General features: G+C 38.1%; 26 protein-coding genes. 13 read left to right on the top strand and 13 right to left on the bottom strand.

What is annotated here, in order from left to right:
• Both J7K05_01070 and J7K05_01065 read right to left on the bottom strand, forming a co-directional pair.
• A partial coding sequence (locus tag J7K05_01070) for a hypothetical protein (protein ID MCD6194782.1) occupies positions 1-1,522 on the bottom strand: 1,522 nt, incomplete at its 3' end.
• Positions 1,519-2,061: a tetratricopeptide repeat protein gene (locus J7K05_01065; GenBank protein MCD6194781.1), complete on the bottom strand. Its 543-nt coding sequence runs from the start codon at positions 2,059-2,061 to the stop codon at positions 1,519-1,521. The genes J7K05_01070 and J7K05_01065, both read right to left, overlap by 4 nt.
• An 89-nt stretch (positions 2,062-2,150) precedes the next feature.
• Here J7K05_01065 and J7K05_01060 point away from each other — a divergent pair, with 89 nt between their 5' ends.
• The gene (locus J7K05_01060) at positions 2,151-2,747 is read left to right on the top strand and encodes a hypothetical protein (protein ID MCD6194780.1); all 597 of its coding nucleotides are present in this window, start codon (positions 2,151-2,153) and stop codon (positions 2,745-2,747) included.
• Here J7K05_01060 and J7K05_01055 read toward each other — a convergent pair.
• The gene (locus J7K05_01055; protein MCD6194779.1) at positions 2,744-3,409 is read right to left on the bottom strand and encodes a ComF family protein; all 666 of its coding nucleotides are present in this window, start codon (positions 3,407-3,409) and stop codon (positions 2,744-2,746) included. The two genes, J7K05_01060 and J7K05_01055, sit on opposite strands and share 4 nt — an antisense overlap.
• A gap of 141 nt (positions 3,410-3,550) precedes the next feature.
• Between J7K05_01055 and J7K05_01050 the strand changes: the two genes are divergently transcribed.
• The 9 genes from J7K05_01050 to J7K05_01010 all read left to right on the top strand — a co-directional run bounded on the left by J7K05_01050 (position 3,551) and on the right by J7K05_01010 (position 8,937).
• Positions 3,551-3,958, top strand: a complete 408-nt coding sequence (locus tag J7K05_01050) for an Hsp20/alpha crystallin family protein (protein ID MCD6194778.1) — start codon at positions 3,551-3,553, stop codon at positions 3,956-3,958.
• Between the two features lie 34 nt (positions 3,959-3,992).
• Positions 3,993-4,268 (top strand): acylphosphatase, encoded by a 276-nt coding sequence (locus J7K05_01045; protein ID MCD6194777.1) that lies wholly within the window; start codon positions 3,993-3,995, stop codon positions 4,266-4,268.
• A 27-nt stretch (positions 4,269-4,295) separates the two neighbouring features.
• Positions 4,296-5,198: a UTP--glucose-1-phosphate uridylyltransferase gene (locus J7K05_01040; GenBank protein ID MCD6194776.1), complete on the top strand. Its 903-nt coding sequence runs from the start codon at positions 4,296-4,298 to the stop codon at positions 5,196-5,198.
• A gap of 2 nt (positions 5,199-5,200) precedes the next feature.
• Entirely contained in the window at positions 5,201-6,499 is a 1,299-nt protein-coding gene (locus J7K05_01035) for an extracellular solute-binding protein (protein MCD6194775.1), read from the top strand.
• Positions 6,496-6,792 carry a hypothetical protein gene (locus J7K05_01030; GenBank protein MCD6194774.1) on the top strand — a complete coding sequence of 99 codons (297 nt, stop codon included), beginning with the start codon at positions 6,496-6,498 and terminating at the stop codon, positions 6,790-6,792. The genes J7K05_01035 and J7K05_01030 overlap by 4 nt, the downstream gene beginning before the upstream one ends.
• The gene (locus J7K05_01025) at positions 6,779-7,165 is read left to right on the top strand and encodes a TrbC/VirB2 family protein (protein MCD6194773.1); all 387 of its coding nucleotides are present in this window, start codon (positions 6,779-6,781) and stop codon (positions 7,163-7,165) included. Before J7K05_01030 ends, J7K05_01025 begins: the two co-directional genes overlap by 14 nt.
• Before the next feature lie 29 nt (positions 7,166-7,194).
• A complete protein-coding gene (locus tag J7K05_01020; GenBank protein MCD6194772.1) occupies positions 7,195-7,527 on the top strand; it encodes a hypothetical protein in 333 nt (110 codons plus the stop codon).
• A 69-nt stretch (positions 7,528-7,596) separates the two neighbouring features.
• A complete protein-coding gene (locus tag J7K05_01015; GenBank protein MCD6194771.1) occupies positions 7,597-7,959 on the top strand; it encodes a hypothetical protein in 363 nt (120 codons plus the stop codon).
• Positions 7,960-7,977: 18 nt separating this feature from the next.
• Complete coding sequence (locus J7K05_01010; GenBank protein ID MCD6194770.1) at positions 7,978-8,937, top strand: hypothetical protein; 960 nt, start codon at positions 7,978-7,980, stop codon at positions 8,935-8,937.
• Between the two features lie 8 nt (positions 8,938-8,945).
• Here the strand turns inward: J7K05_01010 and J7K05_01005 are convergent, their stop codons facing one another.
• Entirely contained in the window at positions 8,946-10,556 is a 1,611-nt protein-coding gene (locus J7K05_01005) for a type II/IV secretion system protein (GenBank protein ID MCD6194769.1), read from the bottom strand.
• Between the two features lie 98 nt (positions 10,557-10,654).
• Between J7K05_01005 and J7K05_01000 the strand changes: the two genes are divergently transcribed.
• Positions 10,655-10,930, top strand: coding sequence for a co-chaperone GroES (locus J7K05_01000; protein ID MCD6194768.1), 276 nt, complete (start codon positions 10,655-10,657; stop codon positions 10,928-10,930).
• A gap of 23 nt (positions 10,931-10,953) precedes the next feature.
• On the top strand, positions 10,954-12,618 hold the full coding sequence (groL, locus tag J7K05_00995; GenBank protein MCD6194767.1) for a chaperonin GroEL: 1,665 nt from the start codon (positions 10,954-10,956) through the stop codon (positions 12,616-12,618).
• Positions 12,619-12,671: 53 nt separating this feature from the next.
• Here groL and J7K05_00990 read toward each other — a convergent pair whose 3' ends face one another.
• The 8 genes from J7K05_00990 to ychF are packed head-to-tail and all read right to left on the bottom strand — an operon-like array spanning position 12,672 to position 17,581.
• Positions 12,672-13,865 carry an ABC transporter permease gene (locus J7K05_00990; protein MCD6194766.1) on the bottom strand — a complete coding sequence of 398 codons (1,194 nt, stop codon included), beginning with the start codon at positions 13,863-13,865 and terminating at the stop codon, positions 12,672-12,674.
• Positions 13,862-14,536 carry an ABC transporter ATP-binding protein gene (locus J7K05_00985; protein MCD6194765.1) on the bottom strand — a complete coding sequence of 225 codons (675 nt, stop codon included), beginning with the start codon at positions 14,534-14,536 and terminating at the stop codon, positions 13,862-13,864. Before J7K05_00985 ends, J7K05_00990 begins: the two co-directional genes overlap by 4 nt.
• 10 nt (positions 14,537-14,546) lie before the next feature.
• The gene (locus tag J7K05_00980) at positions 14,547-14,843 is read right to left on the bottom strand and encodes an MGMT family protein (protein ID MCD6194764.1); all 297 of its coding nucleotides are present in this window, start codon (positions 14,841-14,843) and stop codon (positions 14,547-14,549) included.
• Between the two features lie 20 nt (positions 14,844-14,863).
• Positions 14,864-15,364, bottom strand: a complete 501-nt coding sequence (locus tag J7K05_00975; GenBank protein ID MCD6194763.1) for a PRC-barrel domain-containing protein — start codon at positions 15,362-15,364, stop codon at positions 14,864-14,866.
• Positions 15,365-15,369: 5 nt separating this feature from the next.
• A complete protein-coding gene (locus J7K05_00970) occupies positions 15,370-15,573 on the bottom strand; it encodes a 30S ribosomal protein S18 (protein ID MCD6194762.1) in 204 nt (67 codons plus the stop codon).
• A gap of 2 nt (positions 15,574-15,575) precedes the next feature.
• Positions 15,576-16,049 (bottom strand): single-stranded DNA-binding protein, encoded by a 474-nt coding sequence (locus J7K05_00965; GenBank protein ID MCD6194761.1) that lies wholly within the window; start codon positions 16,047-16,049, stop codon positions 15,576-15,578.
• A 1-nt stretch (position 16,050) separates the two neighbouring features.
• Positions 16,051-16,458 (bottom strand): hypothetical protein, encoded by a 408-nt coding sequence (locus tag J7K05_00960; protein MCD6194760.1) that lies wholly within the window; start codon positions 16,456-16,458, stop codon positions 16,051-16,053.
• A gap of 55 nt (positions 16,459-16,513) precedes the next feature.
• Positions 16,514-17,581, bottom strand: coding sequence for a redox-regulated ATPase YchF (ychF, locus tag J7K05_00955; protein ID MCD6194759.1), 1,068 nt, complete (start codon positions 17,579-17,581; stop codon positions 16,514-16,516).
• Positions 17,582-17,683: 102 nt separating this feature from the next.
• Between ychF and J7K05_00950 the strand changes: the two genes are divergently transcribed.
• The gene (locus J7K05_00950; GenBank protein ID MCD6194758.1) at positions 17,684-19,234 is read left to right on the top strand and encodes an HD domain-containing protein; all 1,551 of its coding nucleotides are present in this window, start codon (positions 17,684-17,686) and stop codon (positions 19,232-19,234) included.
• Positions 19,235-19,239: 5 nt separating this feature from the next.
• On the opposite strand, the gene J7K05_00945 is transcribed toward J7K05_00950, so the two are convergent.
• Positions 19,240-20,061 (bottom strand): tyrosine-type recombinase/integrase (locus J7K05_00945; GenBank protein MCD6194757.1); only part of this gene is annotated, 822 nt, incomplete at its 5' end.

Here is a 20,061-nt window from a genome sequence, read left to right as displayed (position 1 = left end):
CTACATCAAAATCACGGTTAAAACCCCACCTTCCCCAAAAAATATCAGTAGGCCAGACAGGATACTTTCTGCCGCCACGATCAATATAATAGACTTGGGAGATAGTTTCTCCGCAGACAAGGCCGGTTAAGCGCCCGGCATAAGGCAGTGACCTGACAAAACTATCCGGCATAACCACAACATCCTCATTCTTTATACCCCACCTCGTCTTAAAGGTGTCTGAAGGCCAGACATAAAAACGCCTGCCGCCACGATCAATATAGTAAATAGAATCTGAATAAGGAGATTTAATGACTGCTGTCAAATTTCTTGGAGCAGCAGGGATAGCACCAAAAAGATCTGCGGGTACAGAAGTAGGAGTTTGGCCATAAAGCCCCCAACGTTTCTTAAAAGTAGCTGTAGGCCAAACATAGTATTTCAAACCTCCAGCTACCAAATAAGAGCGGCTACCATAAGCAATATAGTTGGAAAGACTTCCTCCTGAGCTAAAAGAGCTGTATTGCTCTGACGACATAGTTGTAGCTGAATACGGATCAAAACCAAATGATTTCACTCTTGTAGTAGAAGAACCTAAAGAATACTTCTTGTTGTTGTAAACCAAATAATAGGTAGTGCCATATTTATACAGACTCGCCCCGGGTACAGGACCAAAGGAATAACCAAACCATTTTTGAAAATAGTACCAGAAATTGTAATTGCCATTACCAACATAAGGCGTGTAGTAGTAAAGAACACGCGTGGATTTGGATTTAGGATAAACAGTAATAGTGCTAGCAGGACAGACATAACGTGAAGCGTCTTTTAAAGTACAAGCAGCGCTAAAGCCTGCCTTCCAATTCCAGCTGGTATTCCAAGTTCCATAACCATATTTATAGATTTTCTTAAACCACCATATTGACCAGACAATCTGCCGCCCCATCCCTCCATAAGTCAAAGCTATAGATTTAGCTTGATCGTAGGTATAGCGGTAGTTAGCCAGAGAATCATCAAAACCAAAAAACACTGGCCAAGCCATTAGGGTTTGGCTGTAGGAGATGGAACGCGTAATTGAAGAGGATTCCTTTTGTAAAGTAGCTAAAATAACCTGTGGATTAAGCTTTTGGTTAAAAAAATCTGTGTTTACTGCTTCCTCAGCAATTAATTGAGCTACAGTTTTTCCGCTGACACTTGCTTTTGAGGCATTAAAACCTCCGCCTGTATAAGTCGAACTCCAAGAAACATTGTTCTGGCTCACACTAACCGTTCCCCATTTGGCATTACCACTGCTGTCCCGATAAGGAAAGGGCACCTGAACAGTTGAAGGGATTTTATAATTGCAAAACGTAGAACCCATGCGGCAGAAAAAGCTGTTAATCTCTGTAGCGCTCATAGAGTTAGACTGGGTAAAATCATAATCAGAAACCAAAAGGTGGGGATTAAAACTAGCAGCTTCAGCAAAATGAGGCTTTAGAGCTAAAAACAAAAAGAAAAAGAAGAAAACAAAAGCCGCTAAAGCTATGTTTTTTTTCTTTACATTTGTCATTTTTCTGATCTTAGTTTTAAAACTTCAATAAGGTTTTTGGAATTTAAAAGCTCTTCATTATTAGGATTATACTTTAACCCTTCATTAATAACATCCAAAGCCTCATCATATTTTTCCTCCTCTTGATAAAGGGTAGCTAAATTAAGATAAGCAGTAATAAAGTTTTTGTCTAAAGTCATTGCCTGCTGATACTTTGCCTTAGCCTCCTCCTTTTGGCCCAAATCCCTTAAGATATTACCCCAGAGATTATAGGTTTCAGCATTTTTATCTTTACTCTCTGCCTGCTTAACCAAACTCTCTGCCAGTTGCAAATCTTTTTTCTGATAGGCTTCTTTGCTTTCCTCTAACAACTCCTGAGCTGTTTTTTCCTTTTTATTATTTCCATTATCTTGATCTTGAGATGAAACCGCCTGATTAGCCTGTTCTGTTTTACTTGCAGGATGGCTTTTGCCTAAATAAAACCAAAAACAAACTAACAAAAGACCAACAAAGAGAACTAAAGCGGCACTAAGAATGTGTTTTTTCTCTTTTTTTCTCATTGGTTGTATTCTTTATTATAGCAAAAAAATTCAATTTTGTCATCTATTAAATTTGACGCCCAAGACTTAAAAATGATAACTTAAAAAAGATGGAAATAAAACTTTTTCTTCAAATTATTAAACGCCAACTATGGTGGCTTTTAGTGCCCCTGATAGTTATACCTATAGCCACAACTATCTTTTCCTTTCAACAAAAACCCCGCTACACTGCTTATTTTTCTTTTTCTGCGATCCCTGTTTCTCAAACAGAGGGAAGTTCAAGTTATGAAACTATGCGTTCAGCAACAATCTTTGTTAACACTATCAGAAACTGGCTCTATGAAGAAGCAATAGTGGCGGAAATCCTTAAAGAAGCCAACATAAATCCCGAAAATACACAAATAAATCTAAAGTCTCTTTATAAAGTTCCCCAATTAGATAACACCTTTTCTCTTCCGGTTCAGTTAAGCGCTGACTCAAGAGAACAAGCAGAAAAAATAGCTTTAGCCACCATCAAAATTATTAACCAGGAAACAGAAAAATTTAACCAAACCTCAAAAACAGGTTTAAGCTTTGCTGTTGAATCCTCTGAACCCTATATAGTAGAAACAAAACCAAACCTTAAATACAATCTTGCCTTAGGCTTGGTTAGCGGTGTTCTTTTAGGACTTTTTTTGGCTCTTTCCAAACACTATATTGAAACCTAACTGCCTCTTGCAAAGCTCAATCCCCAAATAGATAAAGGTGCAAGTTTTTTTAATTCTTTAGCCATCTCATTAAAAGTGGCTCCTGTAGTATAAACATCATCAACCAAAACAAAAGAACGACCTCTAAAAGCAAAACTCTTTGCAGAAAGCTCAAAAGCACCTTTAATATTCTCTATCCTTTCTTTGCGTTTTAATTTTGTCTGGGAAATAGTCTTTTTAATCTTTAGGATTAAAGGAAAACATTCAAGACCAGTCCTTTGAGCAATCTCTAAAGCCAAAAGCTCAGCCTGATTAAACCCCCTTTGCCAACGCTTAGTAATAAAAATCGGTACTGGCACTAAAACAGGATTTTCTTTAAAAACAGAGTGCCTTCTCAACCTTTCTGCCATCAACAAACCCAAAGGCTTGGCTAGACCTCTTAAGCCCTGGTACTTAAAAGCATAAACTACATTTTTAGCCAAACTATCAAACTGAGAGATAAAAATTAAACCATCAAAAGAAGAGTGTCTTTTGTGCGAAGAACAAAATTTGCCAGAAAAATTTATTTTATGGCAATAAGGACAGCTTAGCTCCTCTTCTTTAATTTTTTCCCAACATTTAGGACATATAAACCCCCCCTCCTGTTTACAAATCACACAAAAACGAGGGAAAACAATATCCATTGGAAAAGAAAAAAGCTCCCTCAATTTCTTTAGAGATCTGTGGTTTTTATCCCCAGAATATTCCACAGAAACCTTATTTCCTACTTTGGTGAGAAAAAATTTGTGCTATAATTAATTTAACAAGAATTAAAGGAGGGGTAAATGAATGATCCTAAAGGTTTAAGCCGAATCTTTAAAAAAGACAACTCTTTGGAGGAGTTGCCCTCTCAGGATTACGAGGGACAATTAGCTATTGATGTCTACCAAACTCCGGAAGCAGTTGTAGTTGAAGCTCCAATTGCCGGAGTAAAGCCTGAAGATTTAAACATCACTGTTACTGACGATGTTTTAACAATTGAGGGTGAAAGAAAGCGGGAGATAAACTTTAAAAATGAAGAGTTTTTGGTTCAAGAATGCTATTGGGGCAGTTTTTCCCGATCTTATATTCTCCCAGTGCCAGTAGATAGCGACCGCGCTCGAGCCTCAATAAAAAATGGCATACTCCGCGTTATCCTCCCCAAACAAGATAAAGCTAAAACCAAAGTCATAAGAATAGAAGGTAGTAATTAAAACTCTTGCCTAAGCAAAGGGTCTAATTTTAGTAATGGCAGAGAAAATTTCCTTAGCACTCAATTTAAAAGGCAGGGTACAAGGAGTATTTTTTAGAAAGTTTCTACAAGCTAAAGCACAAAACTTTAACCTTTCAGGCATAGCTAAAAATGAAGATAATGGCTCTTTATCAGTAGTGCTGGAGGGGGAGAAAAAAGAGATTTTCCGTTTTTTACCTTATATTCTCTCAGGCCCGCCTCTAGCCCGAGTAAAGAAAATAACTTTGAAACATTTGCCTTGTAAAAATCTAAAAGGTTTTACTGTTGAATAGCCAGCATACTTCTTTATAATTAAGAAGATGAAAAAACAATCTTCATCTCTCAAAAAAGCAATTGTACCTGCAGCCGGGTATGGAACAAGATTTCTTCCTGCTACTAAAGCCATACCTAAAGAGATGCTTCCTTTAGTAGACAAACCAGTAATCCAATACATTGTGGAACAGTTGGCTGAAGCAGATATCAAAACCATTATCTTTATCACTGGCTGGCACAAAAGAGCAGTTGAAGATCACTTTGACCGCCACTTAGAGCTAGAGGAAAAACTAAAAAAAGCTCAAAAAACAAAAGAGCTCAAAACCATTAAAAAAATTTCTGATTTGGCTAATTTTGTCTTTATTCGCCAAAAACAGATGAGAGGCAATGGAGACGCTATTCTTAGCGCTGAACCAGTAATCAAAGATGAACCCTTTGTGGTAATGTGGGGGGATGAAATTGCTAAAGCCAACCCTCCAGCCTTACAACAACTTAAAAAGTGGTACCAGAAACTCCAAGCCCCTCTTTTAACCATCACTAAACGCACTGACAAAGAAGCAGGCTTTCGTTATGGTTTTGTTTTAGGTAAAGAGAATAAAGACTATATTGAAGTAAAAGACATTATTGAAAAACCCGGATACCCAACCCCTTCTCAATGGGCAGTTTTTTCTCCCTATATCTTTACTCCTGATCTTTTCACTGAGCTTAAACAAATAAAAGTTGCCCCCGGCAAAGAACTGGTATATGTAGATGGGCTAAAAAGATTGCTAAAAAAAGGCAGAAAGATCTATGCCATAAAGGTAAAAAACTTCAACTACCACGATTGCGGCAATATTGTAGAGTATTTAAAAACTACTATTGACTTTGCTCTGCAAAGACCAGAGATAAAACCTAAACTTCTTCAGTTTCTAAAAACAACTTTTAACTGCTATAATAAATATAATAAATAAGTATGAAAAAACTACTTTTAATCGGTTTCTTGGGTGTACTAGCTCTTATAGCGGTTAATGGTCTCTCATGCCGCCGCTCTACTCCTCAGGAAACAAAAAAACTTGTTTTTTGGGCTGTAGACTACAAGACATCTAATTTTGAATCAACTATCAGCAAATTTGAAAAAAGCAACAAGGTGCAGGTAGAAACCAAAGAGATAAATAAGGAAGATTTAGAAAAGGAACTTTTAAACGCTTTAGCCACTCACCAAGGCCCTGATGTTATTATGATTGACAACGATTTTTTAACTGAACACCTTGAGCTTTTTTTGCCCTGCGTTAAGGAGGTCAAAAAAAATAAGGTAGAGTACTGTAGTCCTGATATCCTTAAAGACAACTATGCTTCTATTGTTCAAAGTTTAGTTTGGGATAACAAAGTCTATGGCTATCCCTATCGGGTAAGCACCCCTGTCGTATTTTACAACCGCAAACTCTTTTCTGGGGTAAGACAAGAGTTAAATATTTCTAAAATGCCTTACTGGTGGGATGATTTTATTAAAATTATCCAAGCCCTAACCAAAAAAGATAGCCAAGGAAACATCATTCAGGCAGGTGTAGCCCTGGGCACAGCTAAAAACAATCCTATTGCCCAAGATATTCTCTATTCTTTGATGCTGCAAAACGGCAGCAAAATCACCAGTTCCTCCCCCCCTCCCCTAGCTCTTTTTCATCTCCCTATTACCTTAGAAAATGGCGGTTCAGTCTACCCCGGGGTGGAAGCTTTAGAGTTTTACAGCTCCTTTTCTTATCCCAAAAACAAAAACTACAGCTTTAACCTAAATTTTAAAGAAGCATGGAAGGCTTTTGCTGAAGAAAAAGTAGCTGTTCTTATTGATTACCCTGAAAGATTAGACCAAATCAGATACCTTAATCCCCAGCTCCAAATTGGCGCTTCTCTCTTTCCCCAAATAAAAAACACAGAAAATCCAATAGTATACGGAAAAATCCATCTTTTTGGCATTATTAAAGACAGCAAAAACCCTGTTTTAGCTTGGGATCTGGCAAGACATTTGGCTTTAACTTTTAGCTCTCGTTATATACAAAAAAGCGATACCAAAGACTGGAAAAAGGCCACCTCTACTGCCTCGGTATGGAAAAATCAGGTAAACTTTGCTCGTTCTGTGTATAAAGATAAATACCCCGAAGAAATAGACCAAACCATCAGAAAAATGATAGATGACCTTGCCCAAGGAAAAATAAAGCCCAAACCGGCAATCGAAAGAGCAGCTGAAGAAATAAATCAATTAATACCCGAAAAATGAATAGCTTTTTGGCAGCAAACCAAGCAGCCCAACTGGATACAGAAACTGTTAATAGTTTTTATGTTTATTTAAACAATTTGTTTTTGCACCGCATTGTCCCTATCGCTATAATAGGCGGGGTATTTATGTTTGCTGTTGGTGGTATATTGATTATTTTTTCCGGAGGCAGTGCAGAAAAGATAGGCACTGGTAAAGAAATTATCACCGGAACAATTATTGGCCTTATCCTGATTCTTCTTGCCCAAGTAATTTTAGTCTCCATAGATTCAAACTTAAGCCATGTCTTTCTATAAAAAAAGAATTAAAAAAATCTTTCAAAAAGCAAAACTGCATCTCAGTTTATTTGTTTTTTATTTAAGCCAAACAGTAGAAGAGTCGGGAACCAACCCAGCAACAAATAATAACGAAGGTATCCAAGCTCTTTTTTCGCGAGTAGCAAATATTGTAAATTTTTGCCTTACTCTTCTTGTACCTATTGCTGTGATTGCTTTAATTATTGCTGGATTCCAATATATTACCTCTGGCGGCAATCCAGAAATAATGCAAAAAGCAAAAACTAATCTTCTTTGGATAGTAATAGGGATGCTGGCTATTGTGGGAGCTAAATCTTTAATTATACTTGTTTTAAGCACTCTGGGTATAAACTACTCACTTTTTGGCTTATGAGCTTTAACACTTTTCTGGCCACTTCACTAATGGACCTTTTTCAAGGCAAAGGAAGAGGGGCTTGTGAACCCATTAATTTTCCTGGAGATGAAAATACAATTTGGATTGCAATCTGTAATTTTTTGGGCACAGGTCTTTATTGGTTATTTGTTATTGCCGGCATAGGGGCTATTATAATGATTATTTGGGGAGGATATCGCCTTTTGACTTCAGGGGGGGACATCGCCAAAATTGAAGAAGGCAAAAAGACTATTCTTTGGGCTTTAATAGGCATATCTTTGGTTGGCTTAGCCAGATTGGCTATAGTTTTTTTGGCCCAGCTCATTCAGCCTTCTACCCCCATACCGCCTGGTTTAGTTTAAAATCTGTGGATAAAAGTTTGCCTCAAATAAAAAATACATTATAATAAAGGAAGAAAATAATTTATCTCTATGAAAAAATTGGCTAAAACCATTCAGAGCAAATTTCTTTCTGCAACCTTGGCATTAAACTTAAGAGACTTTTTGCCTGATCCCTTAACAGAGCTTAATGACATTTCTGGTATTATCAGGACTCTGCTTAATGTCTTTTTTGGCGGCGCTGGTTTAGTCGCCGTTTTTTACTTAATTTATGGCGGCTATCTTTATATTACCTCTGGAGGCGGAGAAGGAGCGGAAACAGCTAAAAAAACAATTCTCAATGCTATTATTGGTTTGATTGTTATTTTGGTTGCCTTAGCTTTAGTCAATTTTGTCTGGAGCCGCGTTACTGGCCAAGGTATAGAATATCAAGAAATACCTGAAGGAACCTTATAAGACTCTGTTTTGAAATAGATGTTTCACCTTGATCCCAATAAAGGCAAAAAAGATTTTATAATAAAAGCTCTCTTTATTGCAGGGTATGTTTTGGTGCTAACTCTGCCGTTAGTAGTTCTGGCCCAGTCATCTACTGATGCATCTGTTTTAAGATTTGACATCCCCGAACTCGGTCCCAGTAACATAACGGAAGTTGTAAGATCTATTATAAGACTGTTGCTTTTAGGCGCTATGGTTGCTGCAATTGCCTGGCTTATTTTTGCTGGGTATAAATACATAACCTCTGGCGGCAACCCAGAAGCAATGACGCAAGCCAAAAACCAAATCCTTGGAGTAGTTATTGGCTTGATTGTTATTCTTTCCTCTTATGCCTTAGTTACCCTTATTAACAGAATAGTGAGTGGGCGCTTAACTGAAATAAACTTTCAGCTTTATCAGCCCCAAACACAAACCTCTACTAACCACGAGGAATCAGGAGCCCCTCCGTCTCCCCAAACCGAAGAAAGCGCAACCACTCCAACTACTACTGATAATGATAACCAAGAAAACGGTGAAACTGGTTCTGAAGCCACCTCTGACGAACCTGTTGTCGGAGAAGACACGACTGCTCCAAATACCGGCAATACTCCCCCCGAAGAGGATATTGAGGGAAGCGGAACTACAGTAGACTTTGGGGATGAATCCTCGCCCAGAACCACTCCCCCCGAAGAGAACCCAGCTACTCCCAGTCCTTATAGGCAGTGTCTACAAGAAGCTAAAGACAAATACGAAGAATGCAAAAGCTCCACTGAACAAATCTGCTTTGTTCAAAAAAGAGCTTATGAACTCTGCCTAAGGGGTCTGGGTTGGATAGTTAGAAGTTTCTGCGATTCAAGACGCAGAGACTACTATGATTGCCGCAACAACTGGCTAAGAAATTGTTCCACCCAATACACAAACGACAAAGAGTATTGCTACCTCCAATATCACCCTTATTGATAGGTATTCTAAAAACTTGTCTTTGCTATCACTTCCTCTGGAACAGTAATCCCTTGAACAACTTTATTCCAACCATCCCGTACCATTGGTACCATACCTTCTTTGCTAGCTAAACTTTCAATAGCTTCTGCTGTAGGAGAAGACTGAAGTAGAGCATTGAGCTTTTTAGAAGGTTTAATTACTTCACCAATAGCCACTCGTCCCAAAAAACCTGTACCGTGGCAGTAAACACACCCTTGACCCACTATTAAAATATCAGGAATTTGGGAAACACGAAAATATCTTTTATAAAACTCTTTCTTTTCAGGAGAAATTTTAATTTTAGCCCGACAATAGGGACAAATTCGTCTCACTAAACGCTGGGCAATAATTAAGTTTACATTTCCAGCCAACAAAAAAGGCTTTATGCCTAAATCCAAAAGCCTGACAAAGGCTCCAGCCGCGTTATTGGTATGTAAAGTAGAAAGAACAAGATGGCCAGTCAAAGAAGCCTGAACAGCGATTTCAGCTGTCTCTCTGTCTCTTATCTCCCCCACCATAATAATATCTGGATCGTGTCTTAAGATTGAACGTAAACCATTGGCAAAATCCACTTCTTTAGTCACTGGAATTTGTACTGCTCCCGGCAGTTTATACTCTACAGGATCTTCAATAGTAATAATTTTTTTATTTGGTTTGTTTAAAATATTTAAAATCGCATACAAAGTAGTGGTTTTTCCTGAGCCAGTAGGACCAGTATTAAGAATCAAACCATTAGGCTTTTGTATAGCCTCTTGAATTGCTGCTATAACCTGCTGGCTAAACCCCAATTTCTCTAGATGAAGCATTTTAGGACTTGCCTCAAGGATTCTTAAAACAAAAGATTCACCATAAATTGTAGGTAAACAAGAAACCCTAATGTCTAAATCTTTATTTTCATAACGAAAACCAAAAGATCCGTCTTGGGGAACGTGATGTCTGTTTATCTCCATTTTGGCTAAATACTTAATTCTTGAAGCCAAACCTTTAAAAGCCTCTTCAGAAAGTATTGTTACTACCTGTAAAGCCCCATCTACACGGAAACGCAAAACCGCCCCCTGTTTTCTGGGGACAATATGCACATCTGAAGCTCTAGTGCCTACAGCTCCAGCCAAAATTAACTCTAAAAGTTGGGTAATGGGAATTGTTTTAATAACTGACTGCAAAGCAGCTAAAGTCTTTATTGCTTTTTGAATTTGGCCAGCAGAAATAGTGATTTTTTCTGTTTTTCTTTTTAAAAACAGATCCTTTGTTTTTTCTAAAAGGCCCAAACCATGCGCAACACTAGAAGGCGAAGCTAAAACCAGCTGCAGTTTTAACTTAAGATCTGAGCTCAGTTTTTCTAAAATCGCTTCTTTTTCCTTATTAACTTGATCTGTAGCTATTCTCACCAATCGCCCCATCTTTAAATAAGGAATCAAGCGATATTTTTTAGAAACATCATCTCCTAAAATATGAAGAACCTCTATCTGTACTGGAGAGATTTTAAGATTAACATAACCCAAGCCTAAAGCACGAGCCCGTGCCTTTGTCTCCTCTTCCTCGGCCTTATCCCGAGACTGCAAAACAACATGCTTGATTATGTCTGACGGCTGAATCATTGTTTTAATTTTAGCACAAAAACCTCTTGACTAATAATCTTTTTTCGCTATTATGGAGAAACGGAAAATACCTTACTTTTATAAACTAAAAAGGTGCTATGAAAATTATGCCTTTGGGCAACAGAGTTTTAATTGAGCCTCAAGAAGAGGAACAAAAGACTGAATCGGGCATTGTTCTGCCTGATACTGCTGAAAAAGAAAAATCACAAATAGGAAAGGTGCTGGCTGTAGGCAAAGGAGAAGCGGTTAAAAAGCTCAAACTTAAAAAGAATGATTTGGTAGTTTTGGACAAATTCGGGCCAACAGAAGTTGAAATTGAAGAGAAAAAATATCTCTTGGCTGAACCAACCCATATCTTGGCATTATTAAAATAAATCTATAAACTAATTATTTAACTATGGCAAAAGATATTCTCTTTTCAGACAAAGCGAGAAAAAAACTTTTAGCAGGAGTAAACAAATTAGCCAACACTGTCCGCACCACTCTTGGCCCCAAAGGAAGAAACGTAATTTTGGATAAGGGTTTTGGGACTCCGGAAATTACTAATGACGGGGTGACTATTGCCAAAGAGGTAGAGCTTGAAAATAAGTTTGAAAATATGGGAGCTGAAATCGTTAAGGAGGTAGCGGAAAAAACTAATGATACTGCTGGCGATGGAACTACTACAGCTACAGTTTTGGCTCAAGCCATTATCAATAAAGGGTTTGAACGCCTTTCCCGTGCTCCTCTTAACCCTATGGGGCTTAAGTTAGGACTCTCTGAAGGAGCCAAATCACTAATCCAAGAGTTAAAAAAGATCTCTAAAAAAGTTTCCACCAAAGAAGAAATTGCCCAAGTAGCAACTATCTCTGCTGAAAACGCTGAAATTGGCAATGTTATCTCTGAAGCTATGGAAGAAGTTGGCAAAGACGGTGTTATCACAGTAGAAGAATCACAAACCGTTGGTTTAGAAAAAGAAGTTGTAGAAGGGATGCAGTTTGACGAAGGTTATATATCCCCATATATGATTACTGATGCCAGCCGAATGGAAGCTGTCCTAGAAGATCCTTATATTTTAATTTATGATGGCAAAATATCTGCTCTTAATGATTTTCTCCCTGTTTTAGAAAAAATTGCTCAAGCAGGGAAAAAAGATCTCTTAATTATTGCTGAAGAGGTTGAAGGTGAAGCTTTAGCCACTTTGGTGGTGAATAAACTTAAAGGCACCTTAAATGCAGTAGCGGTTAAGGCTCCTGGATTTGGTGATAGACGCAAAGAGATGTTGCAGGATATCGCTATTTTAACTGGCGGACAGGTAGTTTCTGAAGAATTGGGAATGAAATTAGAAAACGCTGACCTAACTATGCTTGGTGAAGCCCGCAAAGTCATTGTCACCAAAGAAACAACTACTATTGTTGACGGTAAAGGGAGCAAAAGAGATATTGAAGCCAGAATCAAACAGATCAGAGCAGAGTTAGAAAAAACTGATTCAGAATTTGACAAAGAAAAACTCCAAGAAAGATTAGCTAAGCTCTCAGGAGGTGTAGGCGTTATTAAAGTAGGGGCAGCCACAGAAGCAGAAATGAAATACCTCAAAGCTAAAATTGAAGACGCTTTGGCTGCCACTCAAGCAGCGGTAGAAGAGGGAATCGTTCCCGGTGGTGGCATTGCTTTGCTTGTAGCTAAAAAAGCTTTGGAAAAAACCAACACTTCCACAAAAGAAGCTGAAGAGTTCAAAGGCAGCTTTGAAGCTGGTATAGCTATACTGGCTGAAGCCTGCCAAGAACCCATTAAACAAATGGTTTATAACGCTGGCTATGATCCTGAAAATGTAGTCAAAAAACTAGAAACAGAAAACAAGGACACAAAAGGAACATACCTTGGCTATGATGTTAAAAACAATGAGTATGTTGATATGCTTAAAAGCGGAATTATTGACCCAGTCAAGGTCGTGCGTTTGGCTTTAGAAAATGCAGTTTCAGCCGCCTCAACCCTTTTAACTACTGAGGCAGCAGTAGCTGAAAAAGAGGAGAAAAAAGACGCGCCTCAAGCTGGCAACGACGAAATGGGAATGCAGATGTAAATTGCCTCAAAAAAGGCGCCGAGTTCGGCGCCTTTTTTTATTGCCACTTTTTTCTATTCATATCTTAAGGCCTGTATTGGGTCTTTTTGAGCTGCCCACCAAGCAGGAAAAAGACCAAAAACCAACCCCACCAAAACTGAGACTGCTACACCAACCAATACCCCTTTATAAGAAAACAAAAAAGGCAAAGGAGTTTTAAAAGAAAGAACCACTAAGACAACCAAAGAAAGCAACACCCCAACTAAACCGCCCAAAAAAGTCAAAACTACTGACTCCAAAAGAAACTGCCATAAAATATCACGCGGCTTTGCCCCCACTGCCTTGCGCAAGCCAATCTCTCGCGTCCTCTCAGTAACAGAAACTAACATTATATTCATAATTCCCACTCCACCAACTACCAAAGATATAGCGGCAATCGCGCTCACAAAAGCAGTCATAAGAGAAAGAAAGGTGTTTATAAAACCAACTAAATCTTCCTGATCCACCACAGAAATCTCTTCCTGATGTGATTTATTTAAATAAGATTGAATACTCTCTTTTACTGCTTCCACATCGGCTGCTTCCCCAACCTGAACCACAATCCTAAATATCTTTTTTCTCCCTTCAATCTCAGCTGCCAAATCAATAGGGACAGCTACCATAAAAGAAGTATCGCTCTGGCCAAAAAGACTCTGCTCAGAACTAGCCTTAAAAACACCTTTCACTACTACTTCTCTGTCTTTTATCTTTAACTTTCTGCCAATTGCCTTATCTGCTTTAACACCCATTGCCTCAACAATCCCTGTGCCCACTACCGCCTCATTTATTTTTTCAAAAGCTCTTCCTTTGCCAATGTCAAAATAAGTAAAACCAAAAGCTTCTTTGCTCACACCCACTACCAAAGCACTACTAATGGGCTTACCAGAATAAAAAACAGGTAAAGTCAAAAACTGAAGTGGAACTACTGCGGCAACCTTATCCATCTTCCCAATTTCCCTTAAATCATCTTCAGTTAAAATATCCCCGCTCAAAACTTGGGCTGGATTAGACTGGAAGCCTGAGTCAAGCTTGGCTGGAATAACAAAAAGCATACTTGAACCCAATTCAGTTATCTGATTAGTAAGTTCAGCTTTAACCCCTTCCCCCAAAGAAACAAGAGTAGTTACTGAGAAAACACCTATTAAAACCCCCAAAAGAGTTAAAAAGGAACGCAACTTATTAGCCCAAACCCCTTTTAGGGCTTCTTTTAAGAAAATAAAAAACTTCATAAGCGGCTCACTATTTTACCATCTTTAATATAAATGCGGCGTTTGGTGATTTTAGCCACTTCCTTGTCGTGGGTAACAATAACAATTGTTTTCCCCTCCCGGTTTAGCTGTCTAAAAATATCCAGTATCTGCCTTCCAGAACGGGAGTCTAAATTGCCAGTAGGCTCATCAGCCAAAATAATGTCTGGATCATTAATTAAAGCCCGGGCAATAGCCACCCGCTGCTGTTCTCCTCCTGAAAGCTCGTTAGAGCGGTGGTACAGCCGTCTGCCTAAACCAACTCTTTTTAAAAGTTTTTTTGCTTTTAAAAATGAATTTTTAGGCTTATGCCGGCTATAAACCAAAGGCAAAACAACATTTTCCCAAACCATTGTCCTTGGCAACAAATTAAAACTCTGAAAAACAAAACCAAACTTTTTATTTCTTAAAACTGCTTTTTTGTTTTCAGAAAGCCGATGCACAACCCTATCCTCAAGAAAATATTTCCCGCTATCTGGCGCATCTAAAAAACCAAGAATATGCATCAACGTACTTTTACCTGAACCTGAAGGACCCATAATCCCCACCATTTCTCCTTTTGTAATTGTAAGAGAAACGCCATCTAAAGCCCTTACTCTTTTTTTGCCTTGCTGATAAATTTTAACCAAATTCTCTACCCGAACTAAAACCATAGCTATCAGTCTAAAACAAGTACTGCCCAATATCAACTACCCTTTTCCCTTTAATTTTTACCCCTTCCTCTTTGAGCCGCTTTATCTTTTCTTTTTCGCCTAAAGCATAACCTCCAACCTGACCATTGCTTCTGACAACCCGAAAACAGGGGAGCCTTTCGCCATTTCTAAAAGCTTGATTAAGAACAGAACCCACAGCACGAGCAGCTCTAACATTCCCTGCTTTTTGAGCTACTAATTTATAAGTAAGCAATTTGCCTTTGGGTATGACTCTGACTATTTTTTTGACTTTTTCAGCAAACTCCATTATTCAAATTTTTTGCCCTATCAGGCTAAAGCTTGGGCTGGAGCTTTTTTCTCAGGATCCTTAACAATCAAACCCCTCCTTTCTACCCTCAAGACCTCTTTTCTATCTAAAATCAAATAAGCTCTGAGGGGGCTAAGCAAAAACGGCTGAGTTATATAGTATTTGATAATTTCGCCTGAATGTTCATCAAAAACAACATCTGAAACCCGCCCCAAAAAACGACCTGACTCAGTAAAAACTTTAGCCTCCACTACCTTTAAAGGAGACTGCAAAAGTTTCTTTACCCGGGGCAAATCATCCAAAACCACCAATTTACCTTCAGAATTAATTAAAACTTCGTCTTCGCCATACTCGCGAATATCAACCAAAGCTAACCAATTTTGTCTTAGTGCAGTTTTTAACTCAAAAGCAACTAATCTCCCTGTATCCGGATCAACAACCCCACATTTTATTTTTCCCAATTTTTTTTGTGTCTGAACACTAACTACACTCCGCCCCAAAAGAGATCTTAAACTTTGCATTAGGCTTATTTTACCACAAAAGGTAAAAGTCCCAAATTTCTCGCCCTTTTAATGGCTTTTTTAATCTGGCGACGATGCTTACTGCACAGACGCAGTTTTTTACGAGGCAAAATTTTACCGCTCTCAGTCATAAACTGAGAAAGCAATTCTTTTTCAGTAAAATCAATGGCTTGAATTTTTTTACCGCAAAGAAAACATTTTTTTCTCATAATCAAAACTCAATTTCGTCAATATCAATTATTTCCTCTTCGTCTTTTTTATCTTCCTTTTTTGGTTCTTTGCTTCTTTCTTTTTTCTGATTTTCTAAATCCGTCTTTTCTTCTGCCGTATCCTCAGCCGATATTTCTGTCGCCCCTTTAGGGGATAACGCTACCATATTTTCAGTTACAATCTCCGTAGTCTGACGCTTAACTCCATCCTGCCCTTCCCAACTTCTGGTTTGCAACCTGCCTTCAATAAGCACCCCGCTGCCCTTGTGAAGCAACTGGGTACAAAGCTCTGCTAATTTCCCCCAGGCAACAACATTGTGAAACTCTGTAGTCTCTTGTAGTTCCCCCGAGGCGTCCTTATACTTTCTGTTTGTGGCTACAGAAAAAGAAGTCACTGACTGCCCTGAAGGCGTAGTGCGCAACTCCGGATCCTTGGTGACATTGCCAGCAATAATAACTCTGTTGAAACCCCTCATCTTATCCTTTTAATACTTTTTTAAGAGCCTTATCTAATTTGGCTTTTGTATCTTTCCTTTTTCTTTTTTTTATTTTTGGCTTCTTGCTCTTTTTGGCTGCAGTTTTAGTCTTGTCTTCCTCTTTTGCCTTAACTTTAGAATAAGGAAACTTAACAATTAAATAACGTAGTGGCTCTACACCCTGAATTTCTTTTTTAAATTCAAGCAAATCCTTGCCATCCAAAGCAAAAAATACTTTTAAAAGCTGGGCTCTTGTCTGCTTAGCCACAGGATAAGCCAAATCTTCTTCCCTTTGTTCTGTTGCCAAAACTTTTCCTTTTAGCTTTTTGACAACACTTTTTAGCTTTTTTTCTTTTTCTTTAGCTTTTGTCTCTAATGTGAAAAGTAAAGCAAGCAAATACTCATTCATACCTGAAAACTAAGTTTTGATTTAGTCTAACAGACAAAAAACACTTTGGCAAGATTTAAGAGTGGTGTATATAGATCAAATCTTTGTCTTTAACCTTATAATCCCGACCTTTAATTTTTATTTTCCCCTTCTCCCCTGCTTCTTTAAGAGAAGAGTATTGCAACAGCTCTTTAGTATTTATTACTTCTGCTTTAATAAAGTTTTTAGCAAAATCAGTATGAATTTTTCCTGCTGCCTTTATTATTGAGCTTCCCTTTTTTAAAGCCCAAGCCTGAACCATCTCTTTTGGCTTATAAGTATAAAAAGTGATTAGATCTAAAAGAGAGTAAGCCTTTTTAATAATACGTTTTAGGACCCGCTCATTTAAACCCAAAACCTCCAAATACTCCTTCTGATCTTTTGGGTCAAGCTCGATAAGCTCTTTTTCTGTTTTAGCAGAAACAACTACCGCCTTTTTAAAACCAAACTTCTCACTTTGCTCAGAGGCTTCATTTTCAGAAACATTAACAACTAAAAAATATGGCTTGAGAGAAAGTAAAAACAAAGAACGAATAAATTTTTTCTCTTCTTTATCTAATTTTTTATACAAAAATTTTGGATCTTTTTTTTGGTCAATTGCTTGGATAAAATTCTCTAAAATTTCAACAAACTTCTGCCATTTCTTATCTGCTTTAGCTTTAGGTCGAAGCTCCTCAATTTTTCTTGTCAATGTCTCCCTGTCTTTTTGCCATAATTCACCCAAAACAATCTCCAACTGCTCTTTTGGTCCGCCGGCGCTAAAACTAATTTCTTTGCTCTCAAAAGCCCTTAAAACTATAATCAAAGCGTTCATTCTGCGGATATGGTCTAAAAACTGATTTCCCAAACCCTCGCCTTTATGAGCTCCTTTGATTAAACCAGCAATATCAACAAACTCAATTGTTGCCGGTATTTTTTGAGAAACCCCCAAAAACTCTTTTAATTTATCAAGACTTCTATCAGGCACTTCAACTACAGCTGTATTGGGATCAATAGTGGTAAAAGGATAATTGCCTACTTCAGCCTGCTCCTGCTCTACTAAAGCATTAAAAAGAGTAGATTTTCCTACATTAGCCAAACCAACAATCCCTACTTTAAGAGCCATTTAGCATAAGAATAGAGGAGGCCTCTGTTAAAATCAAGAAATCCTCCAAAAAGCTTTATATTTTTGTTTTCTATTAAAGTTTTGTTATATTAACAAGTGAAAATGGGTAGTAAACCAGATTTCAAACAAACACAAAAAGAGAAACTTTGCCAAAATCTCACTGCCCTTAAAAAACAGCCAGAAATGAGTTTTCTGGGTGGCTTTTCTCCGGATCAGATATTTTTGGTTGGCGGCGCTGTCAGAGATTGGCTTTTGGATAGAAAAAGTAAAGATTTTGATTTTGTAGTCTTAAGTCTAAGCCCTCAAGAAATAGAAAAAATACTCTCTCAGTACGGAGATATAAAACCGGTTGAATCCCGCAATTTTGGTGTTTTTAAATTTAAACCCTCTGGTACAAAAAAAATCATTGATGTTGCTCTGCCGCGGGAAGACCGCTGGACAGGATTGGGATATAAAAATCTCCAACCCTCTTTAGGAGTAGATTTAGAAAAAGATCTTTCCCGCCGCGATTTTACTATTAATGCTATGGCTTTAAGTTTAGACGGAAAATTAGTTGATCCTTTTGAAGGCAAAAAAGACATCTGCCAAAAAGTTATTCGCGCTGTAGGCAAACCTGAAGAAAGGTTTTTAGAAGACCCTTCAAGGATATTAAGAGGGATAAGACTAGCTTGTGAGTTGGGATTTAACATAGAAGAGAAAACCTTTGCGGCAATGAAAAAACTATCCCAACAAATAACAACCAAAACAGAGACAGGAATGCCTCGCGTGGCTGAAGAAGTAATCGCTACTGAGTTTTTAAAAGGTTTTTTTGCTGACCCAGAAAGAATGATAGAACTTTTGGATGCCAGCGGCGTTTTACCCCTTATACTGCCTGAAGTTGAGGCTCTTAAAAAAGTACCTCAACCTGAAGAGTTTCACTCTGAAGGCGATGTTTACACCCACACCTTGCTTGCTCTCAAAAAGTTAAAGCTTTTAGAACAGAAGCTTGCAGACGGAAAAATCTCCTTTCCTGTAGAGCTAAACCCAATCTCAATCCATACTAAACTTGCAGTTCTATTTCATGATTTAGGCAAACCAAAAACATTTAAAGGGCCAGAAGAAACCGGGGACAGAATCCGCTTTACTGGACACGACACTGAAAGCGCCAAAATAACTGAAAAATTAGTCAAACATCTTAAACTCTCTATCTTCCCCACTTCCCATCGGCTGCACATAGACAAAGAAAAATTAGTATTTTTAGTCAAACACCATATGGTTTGTGTTGCCGGCGATATTGAAAAAATGCGCCTTTCAACATTGGAAAAATACTTTTTTAACCCTGACGGCAGAGGTAATGAGCTTTTAGCTTTGACTTGGGCAGATATCTCTGCCACTGTCCCTCCTTCAGGCAAACCAGATTTTTCTCTTTTTAACCAAATGCTTAAAAAACTAGCAGAAGTAAAAGAAGTTATTGAGGCTAACCAAAAAGAAAGAGAACTCCCCCATCTTTTAAGCGGAGAAGAAATTATGGAAATCCTTGGTATTAAACCATCTCGTTTGGTGGGGAAAATAAAACAACAGCTAAGAGATCTGCAACTATCTGGCAAACTCAAAAACAAAAAAGAAGCCAAAGAATATCTCAAAAAGCACAGCAAACAAATAACTAAAGAGTAAAAACTCTATTCTCCAGTTTTTTTCTTTTTGTTTTGCGGATGATATTTTTGGTGGACCTCTTTTAAGTGTTCGTCAGTAACGTGGGTGTAGCGCTGGGTAGTAGTAATTGAAGAATGGCCCAAAAGAGACTGCACTGCTCTTAAGTCCGCTCCACCTCTAAGCATAGCTGTGGCTAAAGAGTGGCGCAGAGTATGTGGGGTTACTTTTTTGGCTAAACCCGCTTTTTTGGCATAAAAACTAATCATACGCTCAACTGAACGGGTGCTTAATCTTAAATCATTACCCCTACCTTTAGTGCGCACAAACAAAGCTCTATCCATATCTTCCCTTTTTTCTAAATAACGCTTAAGCCACTCTTTAGCTGAAGGAGTTAAAAACACTACTCTGATTTTCCCTCCTTTGCCTTTTACAGAAAACTCTTCCCTTTTTAAGTTAATATCATCCTTATTTAAAGAAACGAGTTCACTAACGCGCAAACCGGTTGAATAAAGAACCTCTAAAATTACCCGGTCGCGCAAATGGCTTACTTTTCCTGAATCAGGCACTGACTTGAAAAGATCCTTAACCTCTTCTGGTTCAAGAAAGCTTATCTCTTTTTCTTCTGTTTTCGGCAGTTCTATTTTTTCTGGAGCCAAAGAAGCAATATCCTGTTTAGCCAAAAAACGCAAAAAAGCCCTTAAGGCAATTAAATGGTAAGCCTGTGTTTTTAAACTTAAAGAATCTCCCCTGCTGTCTCTTTGACGATTTAGGTGCAATCTAAACTTGCGCACCAAAGCTAAATTGATTTTTTTAACTGAAATATTGCCTGAAAAATCTAAAAATCGTTT

The sequence above is a fragment of the bacterium genome, assembly GCA_021157605.1.
Taxonomy (GTDB): domain Bacteria; phylum Patescibacteriota; class UBA1384; order JAGGWG01; family JAGGWG01; genus JAGGWG01.
Note: the sequence above shows the minus strand (reverse complement) of the source record. Positions and strands in the feature narration are given on the sequence as shown.